22 protein-coding genes are annotated in these 22,508 nt (G+C 72.1%); 5 read left to right on the top strand and 17 right to left on the bottom strand.

Annotated elements, in window-relative coordinates:
* Positions 1-35: 35 nt before the first annotated feature.
* Positions 36-896: a dihydropteroate synthase gene (gene folP / locus ACIQWR_RS01450; protein ID WP_404004100.1), complete on the top strand. Its 861-nt coding sequence runs from the start codon at positions 36-38 to the stop codon at positions 894-896.
* 56 nt (positions 897-952) lie between these two features.
* Here the strand turns inward: folP and ACIQWR_RS01445 are convergent, their stop codons facing one another.
* Together ACIQWR_RS01445 and dapE are read right to left on the bottom strand one after the other, a co-directional pair.
* Positions 953-1,708: a TIGR00730 family Rossman fold protein gene (locus ACIQWR_RS01445; protein ID WP_404004099.1), complete on the bottom strand. Its 756-nt coding sequence runs from the start codon at positions 1,706-1,708 to the stop codon at positions 953-955.
* A 65-nt stretch (positions 1,709-1,773) separates the two neighbouring features.
* Entirely contained in the window at positions 1,774-2,853 is a 1,080-nt protein-coding gene (gene dapE, locus ACIQWR_RS01440; protein ID WP_404004096.1) for a succinyl-diaminopimelate desuccinylase, read from the bottom strand.
* A gap of 78 nt (positions 2,854-2,931) precedes the next feature.
* On the opposite strand from dapE, the gene ACIQWR_RS01435 reads away from it, so the two are divergent.
* Both ACIQWR_RS01435 and ACIQWR_RS01430 read left to right on the top strand, forming a co-directional pair.
* A complete protein-coding gene (locus tag ACIQWR_RS01435) occupies positions 2,932-3,933 on the top strand; it encodes a hypothetical protein (RefSeq protein WP_404005014.1) in 1,002 nt (333 codons plus the stop codon).
* A gap of 291 nt (positions 3,934-4,224) precedes the next feature.
* Positions 4,225-4,647 (top strand): ATP-binding protein, encoded by a 423-nt coding sequence (locus tag ACIQWR_RS01430; protein WP_404004094.1) that lies wholly within the window; start codon positions 4,225-4,227, stop codon positions 4,645-4,647.
* A 97-nt stretch (positions 4,648-4,744) separates the two neighbouring features.
* Here ACIQWR_RS01430 and dapC read toward each other — a convergent pair whose 3' ends face one another.
* Entirely contained in the window at positions 4,745-5,839 is a 1,095-nt protein-coding gene (dapC, locus tag ACIQWR_RS01425; protein ID WP_404004092.1) for a succinyldiaminopimelate transaminase, read from the bottom strand.
* 140 nt (positions 5,840-5,979) lie between these two features.
* Positions 5,980-6,306: a ferredoxin gene (gene fdxA, locus ACIQWR_RS01420; protein WP_283459813.1), complete on the bottom strand. Its 327-nt coding sequence runs from the start codon at positions 6,304-6,306 to the stop codon at positions 5,980-5,982.
* A 117-nt stretch (positions 6,307-6,423) separates the two neighbouring features.
* On the opposite strand from fdxA, the gene ACIQWR_RS01415 reads away from it, so the two are divergent.
* Positions 6,424-7,404 carry a GNAT family N-acetyltransferase gene (locus ACIQWR_RS01415; protein ID WP_404004089.1) on the top strand — a complete coding sequence of 327 codons (981 nt, stop codon included), beginning with the start codon at positions 6,424-6,426 and terminating at the stop codon, positions 7,402-7,404.
* Positions 7,404-8,189 carry a transglutaminase-like domain-containing protein gene (locus tag ACIQWR_RS01410; protein WP_404004087.1) on the top strand — a complete coding sequence of 262 codons (786 nt, stop codon included), beginning with the start codon at positions 7,404-7,406 and terminating at the stop codon, positions 8,187-8,189. Before ACIQWR_RS01415 ends, ACIQWR_RS01410 begins: the two co-directional genes overlap by 1 nt.
* Positions 8,190-8,917: 728 nt before the next feature.
* On the opposite strand, the gene ACIQWR_RS01405 is transcribed toward ACIQWR_RS01410, so the two are convergent.
* The 13 genes from ACIQWR_RS01405 to ACIQWR_RS01345 all read right to left on the bottom strand — a co-directional run bounded on the left by ACIQWR_RS01405 (position 8,918) and on the right by ACIQWR_RS01345 (position 22,456).
* The gene (locus ACIQWR_RS01405) at positions 8,918-9,535 is read right to left on the bottom strand and encodes a response regulator transcription factor (protein WP_404004085.1); all 618 of its coding nucleotides are present in this window, start codon (positions 9,533-9,535) and stop codon (positions 8,918-8,920) included.
* Positions 9,532-10,728, bottom strand: coding sequence for a sensor histidine kinase (locus ACIQWR_RS01400; RefSeq protein ID WP_404005013.1), 1,197 nt, complete (start codon positions 10,726-10,728; stop codon positions 9,532-9,534). The genes ACIQWR_RS01405 and ACIQWR_RS01400 overlap by 4 nt, the downstream gene beginning before the upstream one ends.
* Before the next feature lie 2 nt (positions 10,729-10,730).
* Positions 10,731-11,471 (bottom strand): ABC transporter permease, encoded by a 741-nt coding sequence (locus tag ACIQWR_RS01395; protein ID WP_404004083.1) that lies wholly within the window; start codon positions 11,469-11,471, stop codon positions 10,731-10,733.
* Positions 11,468-12,397, bottom strand: a complete 930-nt coding sequence (locus ACIQWR_RS01390) for an ABC transporter ATP-binding protein (RefSeq protein ID WP_404004081.1) — start codon at positions 12,395-12,397, stop codon at positions 11,468-11,470. The genes ACIQWR_RS01395 and ACIQWR_RS01390 overlap by 4 nt, the downstream gene beginning before the upstream one ends.
* Positions 12,398-12,624: 227 nt before the next feature.
* A complete protein-coding gene (locus tag ACIQWR_RS01385; RefSeq protein ID WP_404004079.1) occupies positions 12,625-14,571 on the bottom strand; it encodes a peptidoglycan binding domain-containing protein in 1,947 nt (648 codons plus the stop codon).
* A gap of 344 nt (positions 14,572-14,915) precedes the next feature.
* Complete coding sequence (locus ACIQWR_RS01380; RefSeq protein ID WP_404004077.1) at positions 14,916-15,299, bottom strand: DUF6113 family protein; 384 nt, start codon at positions 15,297-15,299, stop codon at positions 14,916-14,918.
* The gene (mshB, locus tag ACIQWR_RS01375) at positions 15,296-16,213 is read right to left on the bottom strand and encodes an N-acetyl-1-D-myo-inositol-2-amino-2-deoxy-alpha-D-glucopyranoside deacetylase (protein WP_404004075.1); all 918 of its coding nucleotides are present in this window, start codon (positions 16,211-16,213) and stop codon (positions 15,296-15,298) included. The genes ACIQWR_RS01380 and mshB overlap by 4 nt, the downstream gene beginning before the upstream one ends.
* A gap of 22 nt (positions 16,214-16,235) precedes the next feature.
* Positions 16,236-16,430 carry a hypothetical protein gene (locus ACIQWR_RS01370; RefSeq protein ID WP_283459796.1) on the bottom strand — a complete coding sequence of 65 codons (195 nt, stop codon included), beginning with the start codon at positions 16,428-16,430 and terminating at the stop codon, positions 16,236-16,238.
* A gap of 330 nt (positions 16,431-16,760) precedes the next feature.
* Positions 16,761-17,840 (bottom strand): ABC transporter ATP-binding protein, encoded by a 1,080-nt coding sequence (locus ACIQWR_RS01365; protein WP_404004072.1) that lies wholly within the window; start codon positions 17,838-17,840, stop codon positions 16,761-16,763.
* A complete protein-coding gene (locus ACIQWR_RS01360; protein WP_404004070.1) occupies positions 17,833-18,807 on the bottom strand; it encodes an ABC transporter ATP-binding protein in 975 nt (324 codons plus the stop codon). Before ACIQWR_RS01360 ends, ACIQWR_RS01365 begins: the two co-directional genes overlap by 8 nt.
* Positions 18,808-18,819: 12 nt before the next feature.
* Positions 18,820-19,824, bottom strand: a complete 1,005-nt coding sequence (locus ACIQWR_RS01355) for an ABC transporter permease (RefSeq protein WP_404004068.1) — start codon at positions 19,822-19,824, stop codon at positions 18,820-18,822.
* Positions 19,817-20,740: an ABC transporter permease gene (locus ACIQWR_RS01350; RefSeq protein WP_404004065.1), complete on the bottom strand. Its 924-nt coding sequence runs from the start codon at positions 20,738-20,740 to the stop codon at positions 19,817-19,819. The genes ACIQWR_RS01355 and ACIQWR_RS01350 overlap by 8 nt, the downstream gene beginning before the upstream one ends.
* Positions 20,741-20,830: 90 nt before the next feature.
* Positions 20,831-22,456, bottom strand: coding sequence for an ABC transporter substrate-binding protein (locus ACIQWR_RS01345; protein ID WP_404004063.1), 1,626 nt, complete (start codon positions 22,454-22,456; stop codon positions 20,831-20,833).
* Between the last annotated feature and the right edge of the window lie 52 nt (positions 22,457-22,508).

The following is a 22,508-nucleotide window of genomic DNA, read 5'->3' as shown; positions in this document are numbered from 1 at the left end:
GGGGCGGCGAGGGCCGCCGAAGGAGGAAACACGGGATGCTGCGACTGGGCAGGCGCGAGTTCGACACCCACGAGCCCGTGATCATGGCGATCGTGAACCGGACCCCGGACTCGTTCTACGACCAGGGCGCCACCTTCCAGGACCGGCCCGCGCTCGACCGCGTCGAGCGGGCCGTGGCCGAGGGCGCGGCGATCATCGACATCGGCGGGGTCAAGGCGGGCCCCGGCGAGCACGTGGACGCGGCCGAGGAGGCCCGCCGCACGGTGGGCTTCGTGGCCGAGGTCCGGCGCCGCCACCCGGACGTGGTGATCAGCGTGGACACCTGGCGGCACGAGGTCGGCGAGGCCGTCTGCGAGGCCGGCGCGGACCTGCTGAACGACGCGTGGGGCGGGGTGGACCCGAAGCTCGCGGAGGTCGCGGCCCGCTACGGCGCGGGGCTGGTCTGCACGCACGCGGGCGGCGTGGAGCCGCGGACCCGGCCGCACCGGACCTCCTACGAGGACGTGATGGCGGACATCCTGCGCGTGACGGTCGGGCTCGCGGAGCGGGCCGTCGCGCTGGGCGTGCCGCGCGAGTCGATCATGATCGACCCGGGCCACGACTTCGGCAAGAACACCCGCCACTCGCTGGAGGCCACGCGGCGCCTCGGGGAGATGGCCTCGACCGGTTGGCCGGTGCTGGTGTCGCTGTCCAACAAGGACTTCGTGGGCGAGACCCTGGACAAGCCGGTCAAGGAGCGGCTGCTGGGCACCCTCGCCACGACGGCCGTCTCGGCCTGGCTGGGCGCGCAGGTCTACCGGGTCCACGAGGTCGCGGAGACCCGGCAGGTCCTGGAGATGGTGGCGTCGATCCAGGGCCACCGCCCGCCCGCCGTCGCCCGCCGGGGCCTCGCGTAGGACCGGTCGCCGCGGGGCCCGGACGACCTCGGTGGCCGGGCCCCGCGCGCCGGTCGCTACTTCCCGACTTCCTTCGTCACCAGGGCGATCGCCTCGTCCACGTCGTCCGTGACGTGGAAGAGGTAGAGGTCCTTCTCCGAGGCCTTGCCCTGCGCGACCACCGTGTTCTTCAGCCAGTCGACCAGCCCGCTCCAGTAGGCCGTGCCGAAGAGCACGATCGGGAAGCGGGTGATCTTCTGCGTCTGGACCAGCGTCAGCGCCTCGAACAGCTCGTCGAGCGTGCCCAGGCCGCCCGGCAGGACCACGAAGCCCTGGCTGTACTTGACGAACATCGTCTTGCGGACGAAGAAGTACCGGAAGTTCAGGCCGAGGTCGACGTGCTGGTTGAGCCCCTGCTCGAAGGGCAGCTCGATGCCGAGCCCGACGGAGATCCCGTTGCCCTCGCGGGCGCCCTTGTTCGCGGCTTCCATCGCGCCCGGGCCGCCGCCGGTGATGACCGCGAAGCCCGCGTCGACGAGGGCCCGGCCGATGGCCACGCCCGCCTCGTAGTCCGGCGAGTCCACCGGGGTGCGGGCCGAGCCGAACACGCTGATCGCCGGCGGCAGCTCCGCCAGGGTGCCGAAGCCCTCGATGAACTCCGACTGGATGCGCAGGACCCGCCAGGGGTCGGTGTGCACCCACTCGGAGGGTCCCGCGGAGTCCAGCAGCCGCTGGTCGGTCGTACTCCCCGCCTGGACCTGGTCGCGCCGTCGCAGTACGGGACCCAGCTGTTGCTCCGCCGGCTTGCCCCGGCCGCCCTCAGGGTTGCCCATGATGTGCTCCCTCCTGCTGATCGTTCGGATCAGGGTAGGCGCACAAAGGTGACGAGAAGCGGAATTCAGGAGGTCAGCCAGGCGCGGAGTCGCTCCTCGCAGTGCAGGATCGCCTTCGTCCGGACCCGTTCGTCGACCTTGTGGGCCAGCAGCGCGTCCCCCGGGCCGTAGTTCACGGCCGGGACGCCCAGCGCGCTGAAGCGCGACACGTCCGTCCAACCGAACTTCGGCATGGCCCGGCCGCCGACCGCCGCCATGAACGCGGCCGCCGCCGGATGCGACAGGCCGGGCAGCGCCCCGCCGGAGCTGTCGTCCACCACGAACTCCGCGATCTCGCAGTCGGCGAAGACCTCGCGGACGTGCGCGAGCGCCTCGGCCTCGCTGCGGTCGGGGGCGTAGCGGAAGTTGACCGTCACCCTGCACGCGTCGGGGATCACGTTGTTGGCGACGCCGCCTTCGATCCGTACGGCGTTGAGGCCCTCGTGGAACTCCAGGCCGTCGATGACCGGGCGGCGCGGCTCGTACGCGGCCAGCTTCGCGAGGATCGGTCCGGCCGCGTGGATCGCGTTGGACCCCATCCAACTGCGCGCGGAGTGGGCGCGCTCGCCGGCCGTGTGCAGGATCACCCGCAGGGTGCCCTGGCAGCCGCCCTCGACCTCAGCGTCGGAGGGCTCCAGGAGGACCGCGAAGTCGCCGGTCAGCCAGTCCGGGTGGGCCTCGGCGACCTTGCCCAGGCCGTTGAGGTGGGCGGCGACCTCCTCCTGGTCGTAGAAGACGAAGGTGAGGTCCCGGTTCGGCTCGGGCACGGTGGCCGCGATCCGCAGTTGGACGGCGACCCCGGACTTCATGTCGGTCGTGCCGCAGCCCCACAGGACGCCGTCCTCGTCCAGCCGGGAGGGGACGTTGTCGGCGATCGGCACGGTGTCGAGGTGCCCGGCGAGCACGACGCGCTCCGCGCGGTCGAGGTGCGTGCGGGCCACGACGTTGTTGCCGAAGCGGTCGACGGTGAGGTGCGGCAGGCGGCGCAGGGCCAGCTCCACGAGGTCCGCGAGGACCTTCTCGTCGCCGCTCACGGAAGGGATGTCGACGAGCCGGGCGGTCAGCTCGGCAGCGTCCAGGGTGAGGTCCAGCTCGGATTCGGACATGGCTCCGACCCTAATGCCCCACCTCGACCGGAAGGCCGGACCGTCCGGCCGATGGACGAGTCGAACGGCTCAAGTACGGTGGGCCGCGTGTCCGAGACTCATCAGATGGCTCCCCGACCGCGCCGCCGCCGCCCGTACAGGCTGGCCGCGGCGCTGCTCGTGCTGCTCGGGCTCGCCGGTTACTACCTCGTCCAGAACGAGTCGACGGGCGGCGACGGCGCCCCGCACTGCACCGTGGTGGCCGCCGGGCCGGGCGGCGGGGAGGCGGGCGGTTCGTACTCCATGAACCTCGAACAGGCCCGGTACGCGGCGACGATCGCGGCGGTCGGCTCGGCCAGGAAGATGCCGGAGCGGGCGGTGACGATCGCGATGGCCACGGCCATGCAGGAGTCCGCGCTGCGCAACCTCGACCACGGGGACCGGGATTCGCTGGGCCTCTTCCAGCAGCGGCCCTCACAGGGGTGGGGCACCCCGGCGCAGATCATGGACCCGGTCTATTCGGCCGGGATCTTCTACGACCGCCTCAAGGAGGACGTGCCCGACTACGCGGACCTCCCGCTCACGGTGGCCGCGCAGAAGGTGCAGCGCAGCGGCTTCCCGGACGCGTACGCGAAGCACGAGCCGGACGCCGCCCTGCTCGCGGCGGCCTTCACCGGACGCGCCCCGGGGGCCCTGAGCTGCTCCGGGCCGCTCCCGCAGAACACGGGGGACGCGACGCGGGTCAAGGCGGAGCTGGTGAAGGTGTTCGGGGACGCGCTGGCACCGAAGGCGGGCCCGCCCGCCTCCCGGGTCGCCGCGCAGCGGGTGCCCACCGACGACTCCGAGGTCACCATGTCCGTCTCGGGGAAGGACTACCAGGGTCCGGCCGACCAGCGGCGCGGCTGGGAGCTCGCGAACTGGACGGTGGCGCACGCCGCCGAACTCGGCGTCCAGCGGGTCTCGTACGGCTCCAAGGCGTGGATCGCGGGCAAGAACAAGGGGCGGTGGATCGACAAGCCGCCGGGCAAGTCCGGTGACGGCGACCCGCGCAACGCGGGCCCGGACGACGTGCGGATCTTCGTCGCCCCGCTGACCCGCTGAAACACTGACCCGCCGACGGCGCGAACCGGCCACCGGCCGGGCCCTCACCGGCCGATCCGCGCACCCGGTCAGCCGTGCGGGACGTCACCCGCACGGGGCCGGTACGCAGCGGCGCACGCCGGTGCGCGCGGGGGGCAGAAGGCCAGCTCATCGCACATCCGATGGGCTTGTCACCGAAGCCGATAAAACGACGCGTTGCCAAGCCTTTACCCACCCGCTCCGCAACTCAGGGCGCCCCCGAGGGAGTTGTGCACGGCGTACTCAGCCCGCACGACGACGCTTAGGAGCACCATGTCCCTCCCCCTGACCCGCCGGATCGCCCGTGCCGCACTGCTGCTCGCAGCCGGAGCGGCGCCCGTGGTCGGCGCGGCCGGCTCGGCGAGCGCCGTGGGCCTGGAGTCCGCACCCCAGCTGGGTTCGCTGACCGCCCCGGACTCGGCGGGCCTCGGGCACGCCGTGGACGGCGTCGCCGGCAAGAGCGGCCTGCCGACGGACGCGGTCACCGGCAAGCTGATGGGCGGCCTGCCCACCGACGCCGCCCCGGCCGCCGCGCCCGCGCCCGCCGCACCCGCCGCCGACGCGCCCGCCGCGCCGCTGCCGGCGCCCGTCCCCGCCCTGCCGACCGACGGGCTGCCCGGGGCGGCCGCCCTCGCCCCCGTCCAGTCGCTGCCGCTGGGCGGCCTTCCGCTGGGTGGTCTGCCGCTCGGCGGCTGACGCCCGTACGCGGGACGCGGGAACGCCGAAGGGGCCGGGAGCACGAACTCCCGGCCCCTTCGGGCCGTACCGACCGCAGTGGTCGCCGGCAGCGGCCTCAGCCGAGGCGCTTGACCGCCGCCGCCACCCGCTCGTCCGTCGCCGTCAACGCGACGCGCACGAAGTTCGCGCCCGCCTCGCCGTAGAAGTCGCCGGGGCAGACCAGCACGCCGAGTCCGGCGAGGTAGGCGACCGTCTCCCAGCAGGGCTCGTCGCGGGTCGCCCACAGGTAGAGGCTGGCCTCGCTGTGCTCGATCCGGAAGCCGTGCCCCTCCAGGGCCGCGCGCAGCGCCTCGCGGCGGGCCGCGTAGCGCTCGCGCTGCTCCCGCACGTGCGCGTCGTCGCCCAGCGCCGCCGCGGCCGCGGCCTGCACCGGGGTCGGCGTCATCATCCCGCCGTGCTTGCGGATCTCCAGCAGCTCGGCGAGGACGGCGGCGTCACCGGCGATGAAGGCCGCCCGGTAGCCGGCCAGGTTGGAGCGCTTGGAGAGGGAGTGGACGGCCACCAGGCCGTCGTAGGAGCCGCCGCTCACCTCGTCGTCCAGTACGGAGACGGGCTCGACGTCCCAGCCCAACTCCAGGTAGCACTCGTCGCTGAAGACCAGGATCCCGTGCTCGCGGGCCCAGGCCACGATCCGGATCAGCTCCTCCTTGGCGAGGACCTTCCCGGTCGGGTTGGACGGCGAGTTCAGCCACAGCAGCTTCAGCCCGGTCGGGTCGAGCGCGGTCGGGTCGTCGTAGACCACCGGCTCGGCGCCGCACAGCAGCGCGCCGACCTCGTACGTCGGGTACGCGAGCCGCGGGTAGGCGACCTTGTCGCCCGCGCCCAGGCCCAGCTGGGTCGGCAGCCAGGCCACCAGCTCCTTGGAGCCGACCACCGGCAGCACGTTGCGGTGCCCGGCGTTGCTCGCGCCGAGGCGGCCCCGCACCCAGTCCGTGATCGCGTCGCGGTACGCGGCGGTGCCCCACACGGTCGGGTAGCCCGGGGAGTCGGCGGCCGCCACCAGGGCGCGCTGGACCAGGTCCGGCACCGGGTCCACGGGGGTACCGACGGACAGGTCGACGATGCCGTCCGCGTGCGCGGAGGCGGTTGCCTTGTACGGCTCCAGCTTGTCCCAGGGGAAAGCGGGAAGGCGAGCGGATACTGCGGCCACGGTGGTCTCTGCTCTCTCTCTGCGTGCTCTGCGTACCGGTGCGTGCACGGGCGCGCCCTGCGCACCGGATTCGGAAAACACCTCGGTCCCGTGCGGCGCGTTCGCCGTACGGGACCGAGGGACGCGCCCGCCTAAGACGGTCAGTGCTCGCCGTTCATGGGCGGCAGCGCGGCGATGAAGGAGTGGTCGCGCTCGATCAGGCCGAGCTTGGAGGCACCACCGGGCGAGCCGAGCTCGTCGAAGAACTCGACGTTCGCCTTGTAGTAGTCCTTCCACTCTTCCGGAGTGTCGTCCTCGTAGAAGATGGCCTCGACCGGGCAGACCGGCTCACACGCACCACAGTCGACGCATTCGTCCGGGTGGATGTACAAGGACCGCTGGCCCTCGTAGATGCAGTCGACGGGGCACTCTTCGATGCATGCCTTGTCCTTGACGTCGACACAAGGCTCCGCGATGACGTAGGTCACGCTCTCGTTCCTCCTCGGTAGGGCTTCCCATATCGCGCGGGAGCGCGGCGTCGTCGATGCCCGCATCTAGTATCTCCGTTCCCGGGCACGATCCGAACAGGAGGGGCGGAGACAGCTGTGGAAATCACTGCCGGCGCACTGATGGAAATCCGTATCACCCAGGCTGACGTGGGCAAACGGGTCTCTGTACGACGGGTGGAGACCGCATCGGGCCGGTCTGTCACGTTCACGGACACCCTGGGGGTGCTCACATCGTGGACCGGTGGTGTGCTGCTGATCACACAAAAGAACGGCAAGAGCGTCCGCATCGCGGAATCCTTGCTGGTCGCGGGCAAGGTCGTGCCTCCCGCCCCGGCCCGCCGCAAGGGTCCTTCGGCCACGTACGAGGAGCTGTCCCGCTCCGCCGCGCGGGCCTGGCAGCCGCTGGAGAGCGAGGCCCTGGGCGGGTGGACGCTGCGGGCGGCCGCCGGGTTCACCCGGCGGGCCAACTCGGTTCTCCCGCTGGGCGACCCGGGAATGCCGGTCGAGGAAGCACTCGCGCGGGTGACGGCCTGGTACGCGCGGCGCGGACTTCCCGCCTACGTCCAGGCCGCGACGGGCGCCCTCGGCACCCAGGAGCTGCTCTGCGCGGACCTGGAACGGCTGGGCTGGGTCCGCGAGGTCACGACGCAGGTGCGGATCGCCGCGCTCGCGCCGATCGGCGACCTGGACGCGGACGTCTCCGGCGTGGAGTTGACCCGCGCGTGCGACGAGGAGTGGCTGGGCCGGTACGGGCGTACGGGCGCCCTCGCGCCGGTCGCGCGGCAGGTGCTGTCGGCGGGGCCCTCGGTGTGGTTCGCGAAGGTCGCGGGCCGCGCGATCGGGCGGTGCGTGGTGGACGGCCGCTGGGCCTCCTTCGCGGCGGTGGAGGTCGATCCCGCGCACCGGCGGGAGGGGCTGGCCACCGCCGTGATGACGGCGCTGGCCCGGCGCGCGCTGGACGAGGGCGCGTCGGCCGCGTGGCTCCAGGTGGAGGACGACAACGCCGGGGCGCTCGCGCTGTACGACCGCCTCGGCTTCGCGGTGCACCACTCCTACCACCACTTCCGGGCGGCGTGATGGGGTTCCGCGAGGAGTTCGCTGCGGAGGCCCGGGCGGAGCGGCCCGACCTCGCGCTGCTGTGCCTCTACCTGGCCGCCGAGGCGGACCCCGCGCTGGACCAGCGGGCCGTCGACGAGGCGCAGATCGAGTTGGACCGGCTGGCCGGGCTGCTGCCCTACGGGCTGCGCGGGGCGCGGGCCTGGGCTTCGGCGGTGACGGAGCTGCTGGGCGGGCGGATGGCGTTCCACGGGACCCCGGCCGATTACGACCGGCTGTCGTCCTCGCTGTTGCACGAGGTGCTGCGGCGGCGGCGCGGGCTGCCGATCCTGTTGTCGGTGGTGTGGCTGGAGGTGGCCCGGCGGGCCGGTGCGCCGGTGTACGGGCTGGCCCTGCCGGGGCACTTCGTGGTCGGCTTCGGGGATCCCGAGGAGGGCGTCACGGCGGATCCGTTCGCGAGCGGGGCCGCGCTGGGGGCCGGGCCGGCGGAGCTGGCGCAGGGGCCTCGGCTGGCGGCCCGCACGCTGGACATCGTGCTGCGGATCCTGAACAACATCCGGGTCTGGGCCTCGACCCGGCCCGAGCACTCCGGGGTGGCGCTGTGGGCGCTGGACCTGGCGCTGCTGCTGCCGTCGCATCCGGCGGCGCTGCGGTACGAGCGGGCGCGGCTGTTGGTGGAGCGGGGCTCCTACACGGAGGGTGCGGTGGAGTTGGAGGGGTACGCGGTGGTCGTGGACGCGATAGACAAGGAGGCCGCGGCCCGCATCCGAGCCGAAGCGGTGGCTGCGCGAGCCCGCCTGAACTGAATCCGGCCCCGGGTGGGGCCGGCCGCCGCTCGACCGGGTCGGCGCTTTGCGGGCTCCGCCCCACACCCCGCGCCTCAAACGCCGGCGGGGCCGAATCTGCCCGGCCCCACTGTGCCTCCGGCGGCGCCTCAAACGCCGGCGGGGCTGATTTTGGCTGAGCCGGGGGCCAGCAGGCCCCGTGCGGACTCGATTTCACCGAGGCCGATCCAGCCGATCGGGCTCCACGGATCCAGCCTCGCCGGCGATTGAGGCGCGGGGTGCGGGGCGGAGCCCCGCGAGGGGCCGACCCCGCCTAGCAAAACCCAGCCCCGCCGGCGTTTGAGGCGCCGCCGGAGGCACATCCGGCCCCGCGAGGGCCGATCCCGCCGAGGCACGTCCAGCCCCGCCGAGCCAAATACAGCCCCGCCGGCGTTTGAGGCGCGGGGTGTGTGGCGGAGCCCCACGAAGGCCGACCCCGCCTAGCAAAACCCAGCCCCGCCGGCATTTGAGGCGCGGGGTGTGGGGCGGAGCCCCGCGAGGGGCCGACCCCGCCTAGCAAAACCCAGCCCCGCCGGCGTTTGAGGCGCCGCCGGAGGCACATCCGGCCCCGCGAGGGCCGATCCCGCCGAGGCACGTCCAGCCCCGCCGAGCCAAATACAGCCCCGCCGGCGTTTGAGGCGCGGGGTGTGGGGCGAAGCCCCGCGAAGGCCGACCCCGCCGAGCAGAACCCGGCCCCGCCCGGGCTCCGGTTACAGCCAGCCCTTCGTGCGGGCGATGCTCACCGCTTCCTGGCGGTTGCGGGCCGCCAGTTTCTGGATCGCGGTCGAGAGGTAGTTGCGCACCGTGCCCTGGGACAGGTGCAACCGGGCCGCCAGTTCGGCGTTCGTCGCCCCGTCCTCCGCCGCCCGCAGGACCTCCCGCTCGCGGTCCGTCAGCGGGTTCGCCCCCTCCGCCAGGGCCGCCGCCGCGAGCGTGGGGTCGATGACCCGGTCCCCCGCGAGCACCTTCCGTACCGCTTCGGCCAGTTGCGCGGCCGGCGCGTCCTTGACCAGGAACGCCGAGGCCCCCGCCTCCATGGCCCCGCGCAGGTACCCCGGCCGACCGAAGGTCGTCAGGATCACGATCTTGAGCCCCGGCACCCCGTCCCGCAGCAGCGCCGCCGCCTCGATGCCGGTCAGCCCCGGCATCTCGATGTCCAGCAGGGCCACGTTCACGTCGTGCGCCTTCGCCGCGGCCAGCACCTGGTCCCCGCGGGCGACTTGGGCGACGACCTCGATGTCCGGCTCCAGCCCGAGCAGTGCCGCGAGCGCCTCGCGCACCATCGACTGGTCTTCGGCGAGCAGGATGCGGATCGGCGCTGAGGTCATGACGGCGATCCTAGAGGGACCTGCGCGGCCAGCCGGAAGCCGCGGTGGGCGGTCGTGGACACCGGGCCCGCGGTCAGCGTGCCGCCCGCCGCCACCAGCCGTTCCGTCAGGCCGGTGAGGCCGTTGCCGGGCGCGCCGGGTTCGCACTTGCCGTCGTCGGTGACCGTCAGCTCCATCACGGGTCCGGCCAGCGTCTGGCGCACGGTCAGCCTGATGGTGCACCGCGCGGCCCCGCTGTGCCGGACCACGTTGGTGACCGCTTCGCGCAGCGCGTAGGCCAGCGCGGACTCGGCCTCCTCGGGCAGTTCCACCTCGGGTTCGGCGGCCGGCAGGTCGGCGGCCACGCCCGCCGCCGTCAGCGCGGTCCGGGCCCCGGCGAGTTCGCCGGGCAGGGTGGGCCGCCGGTAGCCGCTGACCGCTTCCCGCACGTCGGTCAGCGCCTGCCGGCTGACCTGCTCGATGTCGGCGATCTGCTGTGCGGCCCGGTCGGGGTGCTCCGGGAGCATCCGCCCGGCCAGTTCGCTCTTGAGCGTGATCAGGGAGAGCGAGTGCCCGAGCAGGTCGTGCAGGTCGCGCGCCATCCGCAGGCGCTCCTCGTTGGCCGCGAGCTGCGCCACCGTGGCCCGCGCCTGGCGCAGTTCGACGGTGGTGGCGATCATCTGCCGGATGCCGACCATCGCGAAGCCGCCCAGGAAGGCGGGTACGAGCAGCCCCGCCAGGAAGTCCCGGCCCGCGGGCACGGCCAGCGAGGTCAGCGTCAGGAGCACGGTCGCGGCGGGCACGGCCCAGCGCGAGAGCCGGCCGGGCAGCGCGGCCCCGGAGGAGACCGAGACGTAGACGAAGAGGACCAGCCACTCCCGGCCCAGGCACACGGACAGGACGACCGCCTGCGCGGACATGACCGCGAGCGAGATCAACACCCGGCGCTGGGCGAACTGTCGGACCGTGCGGAAGACCAGGGTCAGGTACCAGCCGACGAAGGCGGCCAGGCCCAGGGAGCCGAGCAGCACCGCGTACCAGCTGTGGCCGCCGCTGACCAGGTCGGTCACCGGGGCGCTGAGGTAGAAGAGCCAGATGCCGACCCAGAGGGACTTCACGACCGTCTGGCGGCGGTTCTCGGGGGGCTGCCCGATGCGGTCGAGACCGTCGCTCTCCAGTGGAGCGACGGCCGGTCCCGTCTTCGTGCGTGTCATGGTCACGCCTTCAGTGTGTCCTTGCGGTAGAGCCAGGCGGCACCGCCCGCGAAGAGTACGAAGTACACGGCGAGGATCGCCACGTCCTTGAGGTGCGGCGCGCCGCCCAGTTCGATGGCCTGGCCGAGTCCGGCGTAGGCGCGGGTGGGGAGCCACTGGGTGATGTTCTGGAGCCACTGCGGGTAGACCGTGGTGGGCATCCACAGGCCGCCCAGGATGGACAGGCCGAAGTAGACGATCATCACGATGGGGCGGGCGCTGTCGCCGCTGACCAGGTAGCCGATGGCCACGCCGAGCGCGGCGAAGACCAGGCTGCCGGCCCAGATGGCCGCGGTGAGCGCGGCCCACTGCCAGGCGTCGAACCGCACGCCCTTGACGATCGCGGCGACCAGGAAGACGACCACGATCGCGGGCAGCGAGAGGATCGCGGCACTGGAGATCTTGCCGAGGACGTAGCCGTGCCCGGGGAGGGCGGTCAGCCGCAGCTGGCGGACCCAGCCCTTCTCGCGCTCCTTGGCGATCATCTCGCTCTGGCCCACCAGGACGGCCGTCAGGGCGCCGAAGGAGGCCATCGCCACCATGTAGAAGGCGGCCATCGTCAGGTCGGTGCCGTAGACCTTGACGGTGCCGCTCTGGGTCCCGCCGATCATCAGGAAGAGCGCCGCGGGGTAGATCACGGTGAAGAACAGGTACTTCTTGTTGCGCAGGGCCCGGGTGATTTCGAGCTTGACGAGGGTCTTCATGATGCGGCGGCCTCCTCGGCCTCGGTGAGGGCGATGAATGCCTGCTCCAGGCCCAGCCCGGCGACTTCGAGGTTGCGCGGGTAGAGGCCCAGGCCGTAGACGGCGTGCACGGTGGCGTCGGCGTCGCGCGACTGGAGCTTGACGGTCGAGCCGTGGACGTCGAGCCGGGTCAGGAACGGCAGCTCGCGCAGCCGCTCCTCCTCGAAGGGCTCGGTGAGGTCGAAGGAGACCTTGCGCGCGCCCGCCTTGGCCTTGATCTCGGCGGCGGAGCCGTCGGCGAGGATCCGGCCGCGGTGCAGGACGATGACGCGGTCGGCGATCGCGTCGGCCTCTTCCAGGTAGTGCGTGGCGAAGAGGACCGTACGTCCCTGGTCGGCCTGTTCGCGCATGGTGGCCCAGAAGGACTGGCGGGCGGTGACGTCCATGCCGGTCGTCGGCTCGTCCAGGACGATCAGGTCGTTGGCACCGGCCGTGGCGAGGGCGAAGCGGACCCGCTGTTCCTGGCCGCCGGAGAGCTTGTTGACCTTGCGGTCGGCGATCGCGGTGATGCCGGCCCGGGTCAGCACCTCATCGACCGGGTGGGCCCGGGGGTGCAGCGCGCAGCCGAGGGTGACCAGCTCGCGGACGGTGACCTCCTCCATCAGGCCGCCGCTCTGGAGCATCGCGCCCACCCGGCCGGCCGCGATGGCCTGCCCGGGGGTGCCGCCGAAGACCGTGACCGAGCCGGTGTCCGCCGGGCGCAGGCCCAGGAGGAGGTCGAGGGTGGAGGACTTGCCCGCCCCGTTCGGGCCCAGCAGTGCGACGGTCTCGCCCGGGTGCAGCTCCAGCGAGAGGCCGTCGACCGCGCGGACCGCGCCGTAGCTCTTGGTCACGTTCTCGAAGCTCACCACGGTGGTCCCGGTGGTCTTCGCAGTGGTCGTCGTCATGGGGAAAGACTCCCCCGGGCGGGGGCGCCGGCGGCAGTGTCCGCCGTCGTGCGTCCGGACTGACAAATGTCATGCACAAGGCATGACAGCGCAGGTCAGGGGCGGCGCGGGGCGGGAACGGCGCAGGCCCTGCCCGGAGCTCCGGGCAGGGCCTGCGACCCGCTGTCCCCGCCGCGGGGCGCGGCGATCAGCTGGGGTCGGTGTCGATCAGCTGGGGTTGGTGTCGATCAGCTGGGGTTGGTGTCGATCGTGACGGTCCGCTCGGCGGCGGTCTTGCCGCGCAGTCCCTTGCGCAGGGCGCCGACGATGTCCTGCGGGGTGACGGCGGTCTTCTCGCCGTTGCCGCGGGCGATCAGGACCCCGTCGAACTGGGTCCCGGTCAGTTCCTTGATCGCTTCGAGGTCGTACTTGTCGACCAGCTTGCCGTCGATCACCGTCATGCTCAGGATCTTGGGCAGCGACCGGGCGGGGCCGTAGGGGACGGACTTGTCGCCCGCCTTGACGGTGACGTTGCCCGACATCGCGGGTTCGGCGAACTCCTTCATCGCCCGGTCCAGCTCCGCCTGGTTGACGACGGGCGCCCGCTTGGCGGTCGGCAGCTCGACCGGAGCGGCCTTGCCGGTGCCGACCTGGCCGCGGTAGGCCGCCACCACCTTGGTGATGGAGGCGTCCACGTCCAGAGAGGTGCCCTCCTTGCCCGGGACCGCCACGACCTTGTTCGGCTCGAACTTGATCGTGCCCTCGGAGGCGGACCCCGCGGTGCCGGCCAGCTCCTCCAGGGCGACCTGGAGCTTCTCCTCGTCGACCGGCATGACCGGCTCGGCCACCCGCTTCTGTCCCAGCAGCGAGCCGATGACGGTGACGGGGTTGTAGTCGCTGCCGGCGGCGTTGCGCACGGTGGTCTGGGCGTCGAGGGTCAGCCCGGCCTTGTCGGGCTTCAGCTCGACCTGCTTGCCGCCGACGGTGAGCTTGACCGGGGCGTTGCTGCGGGGGCCGAAGGTGCTCTGGAGCTTGGCCACCGCCTCGTCGCGGGTACCGGTGATGTCCACGCCGAAGACGGTGGTGCCCTTGGGCACGTCGGAGTGGTTGAGCAGCAGACCGGCGCCGTAGGCGATGCCGACCACGGCGAAGAGGGCGCCGCCGAGCAGGACCACCTTGGAGCGGCCCTTCTTGGCCTTCTTGGCGGAAGCCGCCGGGGCGGCGGACCCGGTGGGCCGGGCCGCGGCCTTGCCCTTCTTGCCCTTCTTGCCGTTCTTGCCCTGGGGCTCCGCGGCAGCGGGCGCCGGGGGCGGCGGCGTGAAACCGGCCGGGGGCGGCGGGTTGAAGCCGGCCGGGGGCGGCGGGTCGGCCACCGGGAAGGCGCTGGTGGCCGCGCCACCGGTGCCGTTCAGCTCGGGGCCGGGCCAGCGCGGCGCGGCGAAGTTGGCCGTGTCGTCGTCGAGCCGCGGCGGGCCGCCGACGGGCACGGTGCCGTGGACGGGACCGCTGGTCGGGCCGGCCGGGGGCGCGGCGGGACCCGTGCCGTAGCCGGGCGCCGGGGGCGGGGCCGGGACGCCGCCGGGCGCGCCGCCCTGGTAGCCGCCGCCGAAGCCGTCGACCGGCGGGGCGGGCGGGTTCGCCGGGTACTGGGCGCCGTAGCCGGCGCCCAGGGACGGGCCGCCGGAGCCGCCGGGCGCCTGCGCACCGGGCGCGCCGGGCGGGAAGCCGGCGCCGGGGCCGCTGGTACGGGCCACCGGGCCGGGCCGTGCGGGCAGCCCGGGGCGGCCCTGGCCGGGCCCCTGGGCCGGGCCGGGACCCTGACCGGCGGCCGGACCCTGACCGGGCTCCGGGGCGTCGCCCGGACCGGCCTTGCGCGGCGCGAACCAGTTGCTCGGCGGTTCCGCGCCGGGTTCGGGCGCGGCGGGGACCGGCGGCGGCCCCTGCGGCGACGGCGCGGGCGCCCCGGCTCCGTGGCCGAAGGGCGCACCGGAACCGGCGGACGGACCGGCGGGCGCGGCCGCGGGCGCCTGCGGGCGCTGCTCCGGCTCACCGGCGCCGGCGCCGACCGGCTTGCGGACGACCACGGGCGGGATCGGCCGCGAACCCGGGATGTTGATCCGGATCCGCGTCGTCAGCGTCGTCTCGGTCTTGGGTCCGTCGGAGTCCGCGGCAGGCGTGGACGGCTTCGAGGTCACAGGCTTCTCCTCCGGGGCGTTACCCGCGGCGTCCGTGGACGGGTACTGGCCGGTTCCATACGGCGGTGTACCCGACGGGTAGGCGGCTCCACCGAGGCCCTGGGGCCCGGAGGACGAACGGTCGGTTTCACGAGTCAAGGCAGGATCTCCCGGTTGGCTCCGCCGCCCGCGTGCCGTGCGCGGGCAGCTCGGCGGCCCGTCCACCATACTGGCCGCCGCCGGCGCGCAACTGACCACCGGGGGCAATGGCATTCCCCGGGGGGACCGGCGCATGGGGCAAAGGGGGCGTGCCGGGCGCTTTCACAACCCCGGGCGCAGATCGCGGTGTAGCACCCAACGGCACGTCACCTGCCGGGCCTCCCGGCCGAAACCGGTTGCTCGACCGGGCCGCGCAGGGTGGCGCACATCACAGCGATCACGATGCCCCCGAGGAGGTAGGCATACATCCCGATTCCGGTCGAACTGAGCAGGAAGTCCCCTTCGGGCCGCGGGGCGCCCAACAACACGTAGGCGAGGAACCAGCCGATGACGGGCACGCCCACGCCGATCCCGTTGCCGATGACCAGACGGCCCGCCAGGAAGAGCCCCAGCAGGGCGAGCAGGGCCAGTACGAGGCCGCCGGGGAACCAGAGGTCGACGACGAGCCAGCCCGCCGCGCCGGCCAGCGCGCCGAGCACCAGCAGGGCGAACAGCGCGACGACCCGGGCCGGGGTCCAGGTGGTGCTCACGCGCCCGCTCCCGCCGCGTCGGTGACGCCCGCGAAGAGGTCGCTCTCGCGCTCCCCCGCCGGGGCGCCGGAGCGGCCGGCCACCAACTCGTAGTACTCCCGCACGAACAGCGGCTGGGCGAGGTCGTTGGAGAGCGCGAAGACGGCTCCGTCGACGGCGACCTGGGTGGCGTGGGCGCGCATCGCGGCCGCCTTGGCCGCCGCGTACGGTTCGCCGTCCGCGGCGCCGATCTCGGCGGTGACGCGCTCGTCGGCGACCACGCCGGGTACGTCGTCGGGCACGGCGATGCCAGGGAAGGGCGCCCGGTCCGCGGCGCGCAGCCGCGCGAAGCCCTCCTCGACGACCGAGCGCGGCACCCGGTTCCAGTAGACCTTCCCGATCGCGTGGGGCGCGCCGAGGTGGTCCCCGTACGCCGGGTCCGCGGCGAGTTCGGCGGCGCGGGTGGCGACCCGGTGGGCCTGGATGTGGTCGGGGTGGCCGTAGCCGCCGTCGGGGTCGTAGGTGACGAGCACCTGGGGCCGGACGCGGCGGATCACCTCGACCAGGAAGCCGGCGGCCTCATCCACGTCGGCGGACCAGAAGGCGCCGGGGCGGTCGTTCTGCTCGGCGCCCATCATCCCGGAGTCCCGGAACCGGCCGGGGCCGCCCAGGAATCCGTGGTCGGTGACGCCCAGCTCGCGCATGGCGGCGGCCAGCTCGTCGATCCGGTGCGCCCCCAGGGCGTCCTCCCGGTCGGCGGCCAGGTGGGCGAGGCCGGGCGGGATGACCTCGCCCTCCTCGCCCAGCGTGCAGGTCACCAGCGCGACGTGGGCGCCCTCGGCCGCGTACTTGGCCATGGTGACGCCGTTGTTGATCGACTCGTCGTCCGGGTGCGCGTGCACGAGGAGGAGACGACGGGCGGGAAGACCGTTCATGGGGTCAGCCTACGAGGCGCCCCTACAACTTGAGGCCACCGATCATGCCCGCGACGTTCGTGGTCAGCTGGCTCAGGGTGGGAGCGATCGAGGAACTGGACAGGTAGAAGCCCAGCAACACGCACACGACCGCGTGCCCCGCCTTCAGTCCGGACTTCCGGACCAGCAGGAAGACGACGATCCCCAGTAGCACCACGGCCGAGATCGAGAGTGCCACGGCGGTTCACCTCCACGTCGAGCGGACATCGAATCGATTCGCGTGCTCGGCGGACACATACCCACCGTGCGCTACGGATCATAACTATCCGTACCAGCGCATCGATCGAGAACCGGCAGCACGAGGGGCGCACACCGCGCATACGGAGGAGCACGGGCACCACGCGCGACCGTCCGGCGGGGCTCTCACCCCGCCGGACGGTTGACGGCACCCGCACGGACCGTACGGCGATCAGGTTCCCCCGCCCGGATCTCGTCGCCGAGACGGTCAAGTTGCCTCCATGTTAAGCCGGTTGCCGGCCCCGTGCGATCTTCTTCGGCGCGTCGCGCACTACGCTTCGGGCGGATCCGGAGGCCCTGGTTCCGATGGTGTCGCGGGCCGGGCCTCGGGCCGGGTCGACGGCTTCTCCGACGCGAAGTGACACGCCGACGGATGGGCCGCGGGTCCCCCCGCGGCGCGCAGCTCCAGCGGGACCGCCAGCAGCGGCACCTCCTGGGCGCACCGGTTCTCCGCCTTCCAGCAACGGGTGCGGAAGGGGCAGCCCGACGGCGGATCGGCCGGGGAGGGCACGTCCCCGGAGAGGATGATCCGCTCGCGGTGCTTGCGCGCCTCCGGGTCCGGGACGGGCACGGCGGAGAGCAGGGCCTGCGTGTACGGGTGCGTCGGGTGGTCGTAGATCTGGGTGTCGGTGCCGATCTCGACCACCCGGCCGAGGTACATCACGCCCACCCGGTCCGAGATGTGCCGGACGATCGAGAGGTCGTGCGCGATGAACACGTACGACAGGTCGAACTCGTCCTGGAGCCGCTCCAGCAGGTTGACCACCTGCGCCTGCACCGAGACGTCCAGCGCGGAGACCGGTTCGTCCGCGACGATGATCTCGGGGCGCAGGGCCAGGCCGCGGGCGATGCCGATGCGCTGGCGCTGGCCGCCGGAGAACTGGTGCGGGTAGCGGTTGATGTACTCCGGATTCAGCCCGACCACGTCGAGCAGGTCCTGGACCTTGCGGCGCCGGTCGCCCTTGGGGGCCACCTCGGGGTGGATCTCGTACGGCTCGCCGATGATGTCGCCGACCGTCATGCGCGGGTTCAGCGAGGTGTACGGGTCCTGGAAGACCATCTGGATGTTGCGGCGGACGGCCCTGAGGGCCTTCCCCGACAACTTCGTGAGGTCCTCGCCCTTGTAGGAGATCGCGCCCGCCGTGGGCCGTTCCAGATTGACCAGCATCCTGGCGACCGTGGACTTGCCGCAGCCGGACTCGCCGACGATGCCGAGGGTCTCGCCCTGGGTCAGGGAGAAGGACACGCCGTCGACCGCCTTGACCGCGCCGACCTGCTTCCTGAAGAGGATGCCCTGGGTCAGCGGGTAGTGCTTGACCAGGTCGGTGACTTCGAGGATCGCGTCAGGCACCGAGGCACTCCTTCCAGAAGAAGCACGCGCTGGTGCGGTCCTCGGCCACCTGCGCCAACGGCGGTACGTCGCCCCGGCAGACGGCCTGTGCCATCGGGCAGCGCGGGTTGAAGGCGCAGCCGGGCGGGATGGCCAGCAGGTTGGGCGGCAGGCCCTTGATGGCGTACAGCTCCTGGCCCTTCTGGTCCAGGCGCGGGATGGAGTCGAGCAGGCCGCGGGTGTAGGGGTGCGCCGGGTTGCGGTAGATCTCGTGCACCGGGGCGGCCTCGACGATCCGGCCCGCGTACATCACGGCGATCTTGTCGGCGACGTCCGCGACCACTCCGAGGTCGTGGGTGATCAGGATCAGGCCCATGTTGAGCTCGCGCTGGAGCTCCGCGAGCAGGTCCATGACCTGGGCCTGGACGGTGACGTCCAGGGCGGTGGTCGGCTCGTCCGCGATGATCAGCGAGGGTTCCAGGGCCATGGCCATCGCGATCATGATGCGTTGGCGCATGCCGCCGGAGAACTGGTGCGGGTAGTCCCCCACCCGCTGCTTCGCGGCCGGGATCTTGACCCGGTCCATGAGCTCGACCGCCTTGGCGCGGCCGTCCCTGCGGGACATCCCGCGGTGCACCTCGTACATCTCGCCCAGTTGGGCGCCGACGCTGAGCACCGGGTTCAGCGAGGACAGCGCGTCCTGGAAGATCATCGCCATCTCGGCGCCACGGATCTTGCGGCGGGCCTCCTCCTTCATGGTCAGCAGGTCCTGGCCCTTGAAGAGGATCTCGCCGCCCGCGATCCGGCCCGGGGGCATGTCCAGGATGCCCATGACGGCCTGCGCGGTGACGGACTTGCCGGAGCCGGACTCGCCGAGCACGGCGAGGGTCTCGCCCTCGGCCACCGAGTAGGTGACGCCGTTGACCGCCTTGGCGACCCCGTCCCGGGTACGGAACTCCACGTGGAGGTCGCGGACTTCGAGCAGCATGGTGCCCACTCCTCAGCGCAGCTTGGGGTCGAGGGCGTCGCGCACCGCGTCGCCGAGCATGATGAAGGCGAGCACGGTCAGGCTCAGTGCGCCCGCCGGGTAGAGCAGCATGTGCGGGGCGTTGCGGATCTGCGAGGCGGCGTTGGAGATGTCGATGCCCCAGGAGACCGTGGGCGGGCGCAGCCCGACGCCGAGGAAGGACAGGGTCGCTTCCAGGGCGATGTAGGTGCCGAGCGCGATCGTCGCGACGACGATGACCGGCGCGACGGCGTTGGGCGCCACGTGGCGCAGCATCATCCGGCTGTTGCTCGCGCCGAGCGCACGGGCGGCCTGGACGTAGTCGTTCTGCTTGGCGGTGATGACGGAGCCGCGGGCGATGCGGGCGATCTGCGGCCAGCCCAGGAGCACGATGAAGCCGACCACCGGCCAGACCGTGGTGCTGGTGACCACCGAGAGGAAGACCAGGCCGCCGAGGACGACCGGGATGCCGAAGAAGATGTCGGCGACCCGGGAGAGCAGCGCGTCGCCCCAGCCGCCGAAGAATCCGGCCAGGCCGCCGAGGAAGGAGCCGAGGAGGGCCGCGCCGACGGTGGCGCAGACGCCCACGGTGATGGATGCGCGGGCGCCGTACACCGTCCGCGTGTAGACGTCGCAGCCCTGGGTGTCGAAGCCGAAGGGGTGGCCGGAGGCCGGGCCCTGCTGGGACTTGGACAGGTCGCACCGCAGCGGGTCCCCACTGGCGATCAGCTGCGGCCAGATCGCGATGACGACGAGGAAGGCGATGAGGAGGGCGGAGAGGATGAAGACCGGGTTGCGGCGCAGCTGCTGCCAGGCGTCGGACCACAGCGAACGCGCCTTCTCCTGGGGCCCGGTGGCTCCGGGGCCGCCGGGCCCCAGGGGCTTCTCCAGGCTCTCGGCCTCCTCCAGGGCCAGATCCATGGCCCCGCCCTGTCCGGTGGGGGCGATCGCCTCCCCCTTGCCGGGTCGCAGCGGGTCGTAACGCTCGGGCTCAGGCATAACGGATCCTCGGGTCCAGGACCGCGTAGAGCAGGTCGACGAGCAGGTTCGCCAGCAGGAAGACGATGACGAGGATGGTCACGAAGCCGACGACCGTGGGGGCGTTGTTGCGCAGGATGCCCTGGTAGAGCTGGTAGCCGACGCCGTGGATGTTGAAGATGCGCTCGGTGACGATCGCGCCGCCCATCAGGGCGCCGATGTCGGTGCCGATGAAGGTGACCACGGGGATGAGCGAGTTGCGCAGCAGGTGGCGGGTGATCACCCGGCCGCGCGGCAGGCCCTTGGCCACCGCGGTGCGGACGTAGTCGGCCTTGACGTTCTCGGCGATGGAGGTGCGCGAGAGCCGGGTGACGTAGGCGAGGGAGACCAGGGCGAGCACGATGCCGGGCAGGATCAGTTCGTTGAAGGGCGCGTCCGGGGAGACGGTGGGCCGGACCCAGCCCCACTTCACGCCGAGCAGGAACTGGAGCAGGTACCCGGTCACGAAGGTCGGCACCGAGATGACGACCAGGGTGAGCACCAGCAGCGTGGTGTCGATGGCCTTGCCGCGGCGCAGCCCGCTGACCACGCCGAGGGTGATGCCGACCACGACCTCGATGACGATGGCCACGATGGTCAGGCGCAGGGTGACCGGGAAGGCCGTGGACATCAGGGAGGTGACCTTCTGCCCGTTGAAGGCGGTGCCGAAGTCGCCCTTGAAGATCTGGCCCATGTAGTGGAGGTACTGCTTCCACAGGGGTTGGTCGAGGTAGAGGTCCTTGCGGATGCGCGCGGCGGTGGCCGGGTCGGGGGCCTTGTCGCCGAAGAGCGCCGCCACGGGGTCACCGAGCGCGTAGACCATGAAGAAGATCAGGAACGTGCTGCCGATGAACACCGGGATCATCTGGAGCAGCCGCCGGATCACGTACCGTCCCATGGAGGCCTCCAGGGTGTCGGCGGGACTGCCGCCACCGGTTCACTGATGGTGACGGTGGTGGCGGCAGGCCCGGTCTCTGGTGGGGACGGGTCAGCTGACCTTGATCTGGTCGTACACGGGCACGCTGAACTGGTTGAGCGCGACGCCCGAGAGGCGCTCCGAGTAGCCCGCGCTGCCGTTCTGGTACCAGAGCGGGATGGACGGCATCTGCTCGGCGAGGATCTTCTCCGCGTCCTGGAACTTGGCCGTCGCCTTGGCCGTGTCGCTCTCCTGGTTCGCCTCGTCGACGAGCTTGTCGAAGTCCTTGTTGTTGAACTTCCCGTAGTTGGAGGAGGCGCCCGTGTAGTACAGCGGCTCCAGGAAGTTCTGGATCAGCGGGTAGTCGGCCTGCCAGCCGGAGCGGAAGGGGCCGGTCAGCTTGAAGGCGCTCTGCTGGTTGCGGAAGTCCGCGAAGGTGCCGATCGGGTTGACCGTGCAGACCGCGCCCTTGCCCAGGGCGTTGTTGATGCTGTTGCAGACGGCGTCCATCCACTCGCGGTGCGAGCCGGTGTCCACGTTCGAGGTCAGCGTGACCTTCCCGCCGGGCAGCCCGCCGCCCTCCTCGATCAGCTTCTTCGCCTGCGCGGGGTCGAACTTGCAGCCGTCGCCGCACGCGGTGGCGGAGTAGCCGCCCTTGTCGCCGAGCGCCGCGGAGGTCCAGTCCTTGGCGGGGGTGCGGGTGCCCTGGAAGATCTGCTTGGTGATCTCGTCGCGGTTGATCGCCATCGAGATGCCGCGGCGGACCTTCTCCATGCCCGGCTTGCCCCAGGCGGCGTCGTACAGCGGGAAGGTCAGCGTCTGGATGATCAGGGCGGGCTGGTTGATGTACCGGTCGCCCAGGTCCTTCTTGACGTTCTTCAGCTGCTGCGCCGGCACGTCGTCGACGAGGTCGAGGTTGCCGGAGATCAGGTCGGTGTAGGCGGTGTTGTTGTCGGTGTAGACCTTGAGGTCCACGCCGCCGTTCTGCGCCTTGTCCGGGCCGGTGTACCCGTCCCACGTGCGCATCTTGATCGCCGTGCCCTTGGTGTAGGAGTCCACCGTGTAGGGGCCGTTGCCGACGGGCTTGCTCAGCCAGCCCGCGTGGTCGGTGAAGAAGCCCTTGGGCAGCGGGGAGAACGCCTGGTAGCCGAGGGTGTCGGGCCAGGTGGAGAACTTCTCCTTGAGGGCGACCGTGAAGGTCTTGGCGTCCTTGACCACCAGGCCCGACATCGTCTTGCCCTTGGGGTCGCCGGATTCCGGGTGCAGGTCGGCGTAGCCGACGATGTCCGCGAAGAAGGGCGAGTTGTTCTGCTTGTTGCGCACGTCCGCCGCGTAGTTCCAGGCGTCGACGAAGGACTGGGCGGTGACCGGCTCGTCGTTGCTGAACTTCCAGCCGTCCTTCAGCGTGATCGTGAAGTTCTGGCTGTCGGTCGTCTCGATCTTGTCGGCGACCATGTTCTTGGCCTCGCCGGTCTTCGGGTCGTAGCGCTTGAGCCCCCGGAAGAGCATGTCGAGGACCTTGCCGCCCTGCACCTCATTGGTGTTGGCCGGCTCCAGCGGGTTCTGCGGGTCGCCCCAGGAGGAGCTGATGATGCCGGCGCCACCGCCGCCGCTGTCGCTTCCGCCGCCGCAGGCCGTCGCCGTGAGGGCGACGGCGACCGCACAAGCGGCCCACTTGGCGTGGGTGGCTCCGCGCATGGAGTGCCTCCTTGGGCTCCCGAGACTCACCGAGACTCGCTGGAGACCCAAT

Origin of the sequence: Streptomyces sp. NPDC098789, from assembly GCF_044759975.1 — a bacterium.
Classification (GTDB): Bacteria; Actinomycetota; Actinomycetes; order Streptomycetales; family Streptomycetaceae; genus Streptomyces.
This window is presented reverse-complemented; position numbering and strand designations above follow the sequence as displayed.

Excerpts from the sequence above, each read along its gene's own strand:
- ACIQWR_RS01400 (WP_404005013.1), bottom strand. The coding sequence starts at position 10,728 with ATGACACGCACGAAGACGGGACCGGCCGTCGCTCCACTGGAGAGCGAC.
- dapE (WP_404004096.1), bottom strand. The coding sequence starts at position 2,853 with ATGTCCGAATCCGAGCTGGACCTCACCCTGGACGCTGCCGAGCTGACC.
- ACIQWR_RS01390 (WP_404004081.1), bottom strand. The coding sequence starts at position 12,397 with ATGACGACGACCACTGCGAAGACCACCGGGACCACCGTGGTGAGCTTC.
- ACIQWR_RS01355 (WP_404004068.1), bottom strand. The coding sequence starts at position 19,824 with ATGCCTGAGCCCGAGCGTTACGACCCGCTGCGACCCGGCAAGGGGGAG.
- ACIQWR_RS01430 (WP_404004094.1), top strand. The coding sequence starts at position 4,225 with ATGTCCCTCCCCCTGACCCGCCGGATCGCCCGTGCCGCACTGCTGCTC.
- ACIQWR_RS01350 (WP_404004065.1), bottom strand. The coding sequence starts at position 20,740 with ATGGGACGGTACGTGATCCGGCGGCTGCTCCAGATGATCCCGGTGTTC.
- ACIQWR_RS01345 (WP_404004063.1), bottom strand. The coding sequence starts at position 22,456 with ATGCGCGGAGCCACCCACGCCAAGTGGGCCGCTTGTGCGGTCGCCGTC.
- ACIQWR_RS01445 (WP_404004099.1), bottom strand. The coding sequence starts at position 1,708 with ATGGGCAACCCTGAGGGCGGCCGGGGCAAGCCGGCGGAGCAACAGCTG.
- ACIQWR_RS01395 (WP_404004083.1), bottom strand. The coding sequence starts at position 11,471 with ATGAAGACCCTCGTCAAGCTCGAAATCACCCGGGCCCTGCGCAACAAG.
- folP (WP_404004100.1), top strand. The coding sequence starts at position 36 with ATGCTGCGACTGGGCAGGCGCGAGTTCGACACCCACGAGCCCGTGATC.
- mshB (WP_404004075.1), bottom strand. The coding sequence starts at position 16,213 with ATGAACGGTCTTCCCGCCCGTCGTCTCCTCCTCGTGCACGCGCACCCG.
- ACIQWR_RS01360 (WP_404004070.1), bottom strand. The coding sequence starts at position 18,807 with ATGCTGCTCGAAGTCCGCGACCTCCACGTGGAGTTCCGTACCCGGGAC.
- ACIQWR_RS01410 (WP_404004087.1), top strand. The coding sequence starts at position 7,404 with ATGGGGTTCCGCGAGGAGTTCGCTGCGGAGGCCCGGGCGGAGCGGCCC.
- ACIQWR_RS01405 (WP_404004085.1), bottom strand. The coding sequence starts at position 9,535 with ATGACCTCAGCGCCGATCCGCATCCTGCTCGCCGAAGACCAGTCGATG.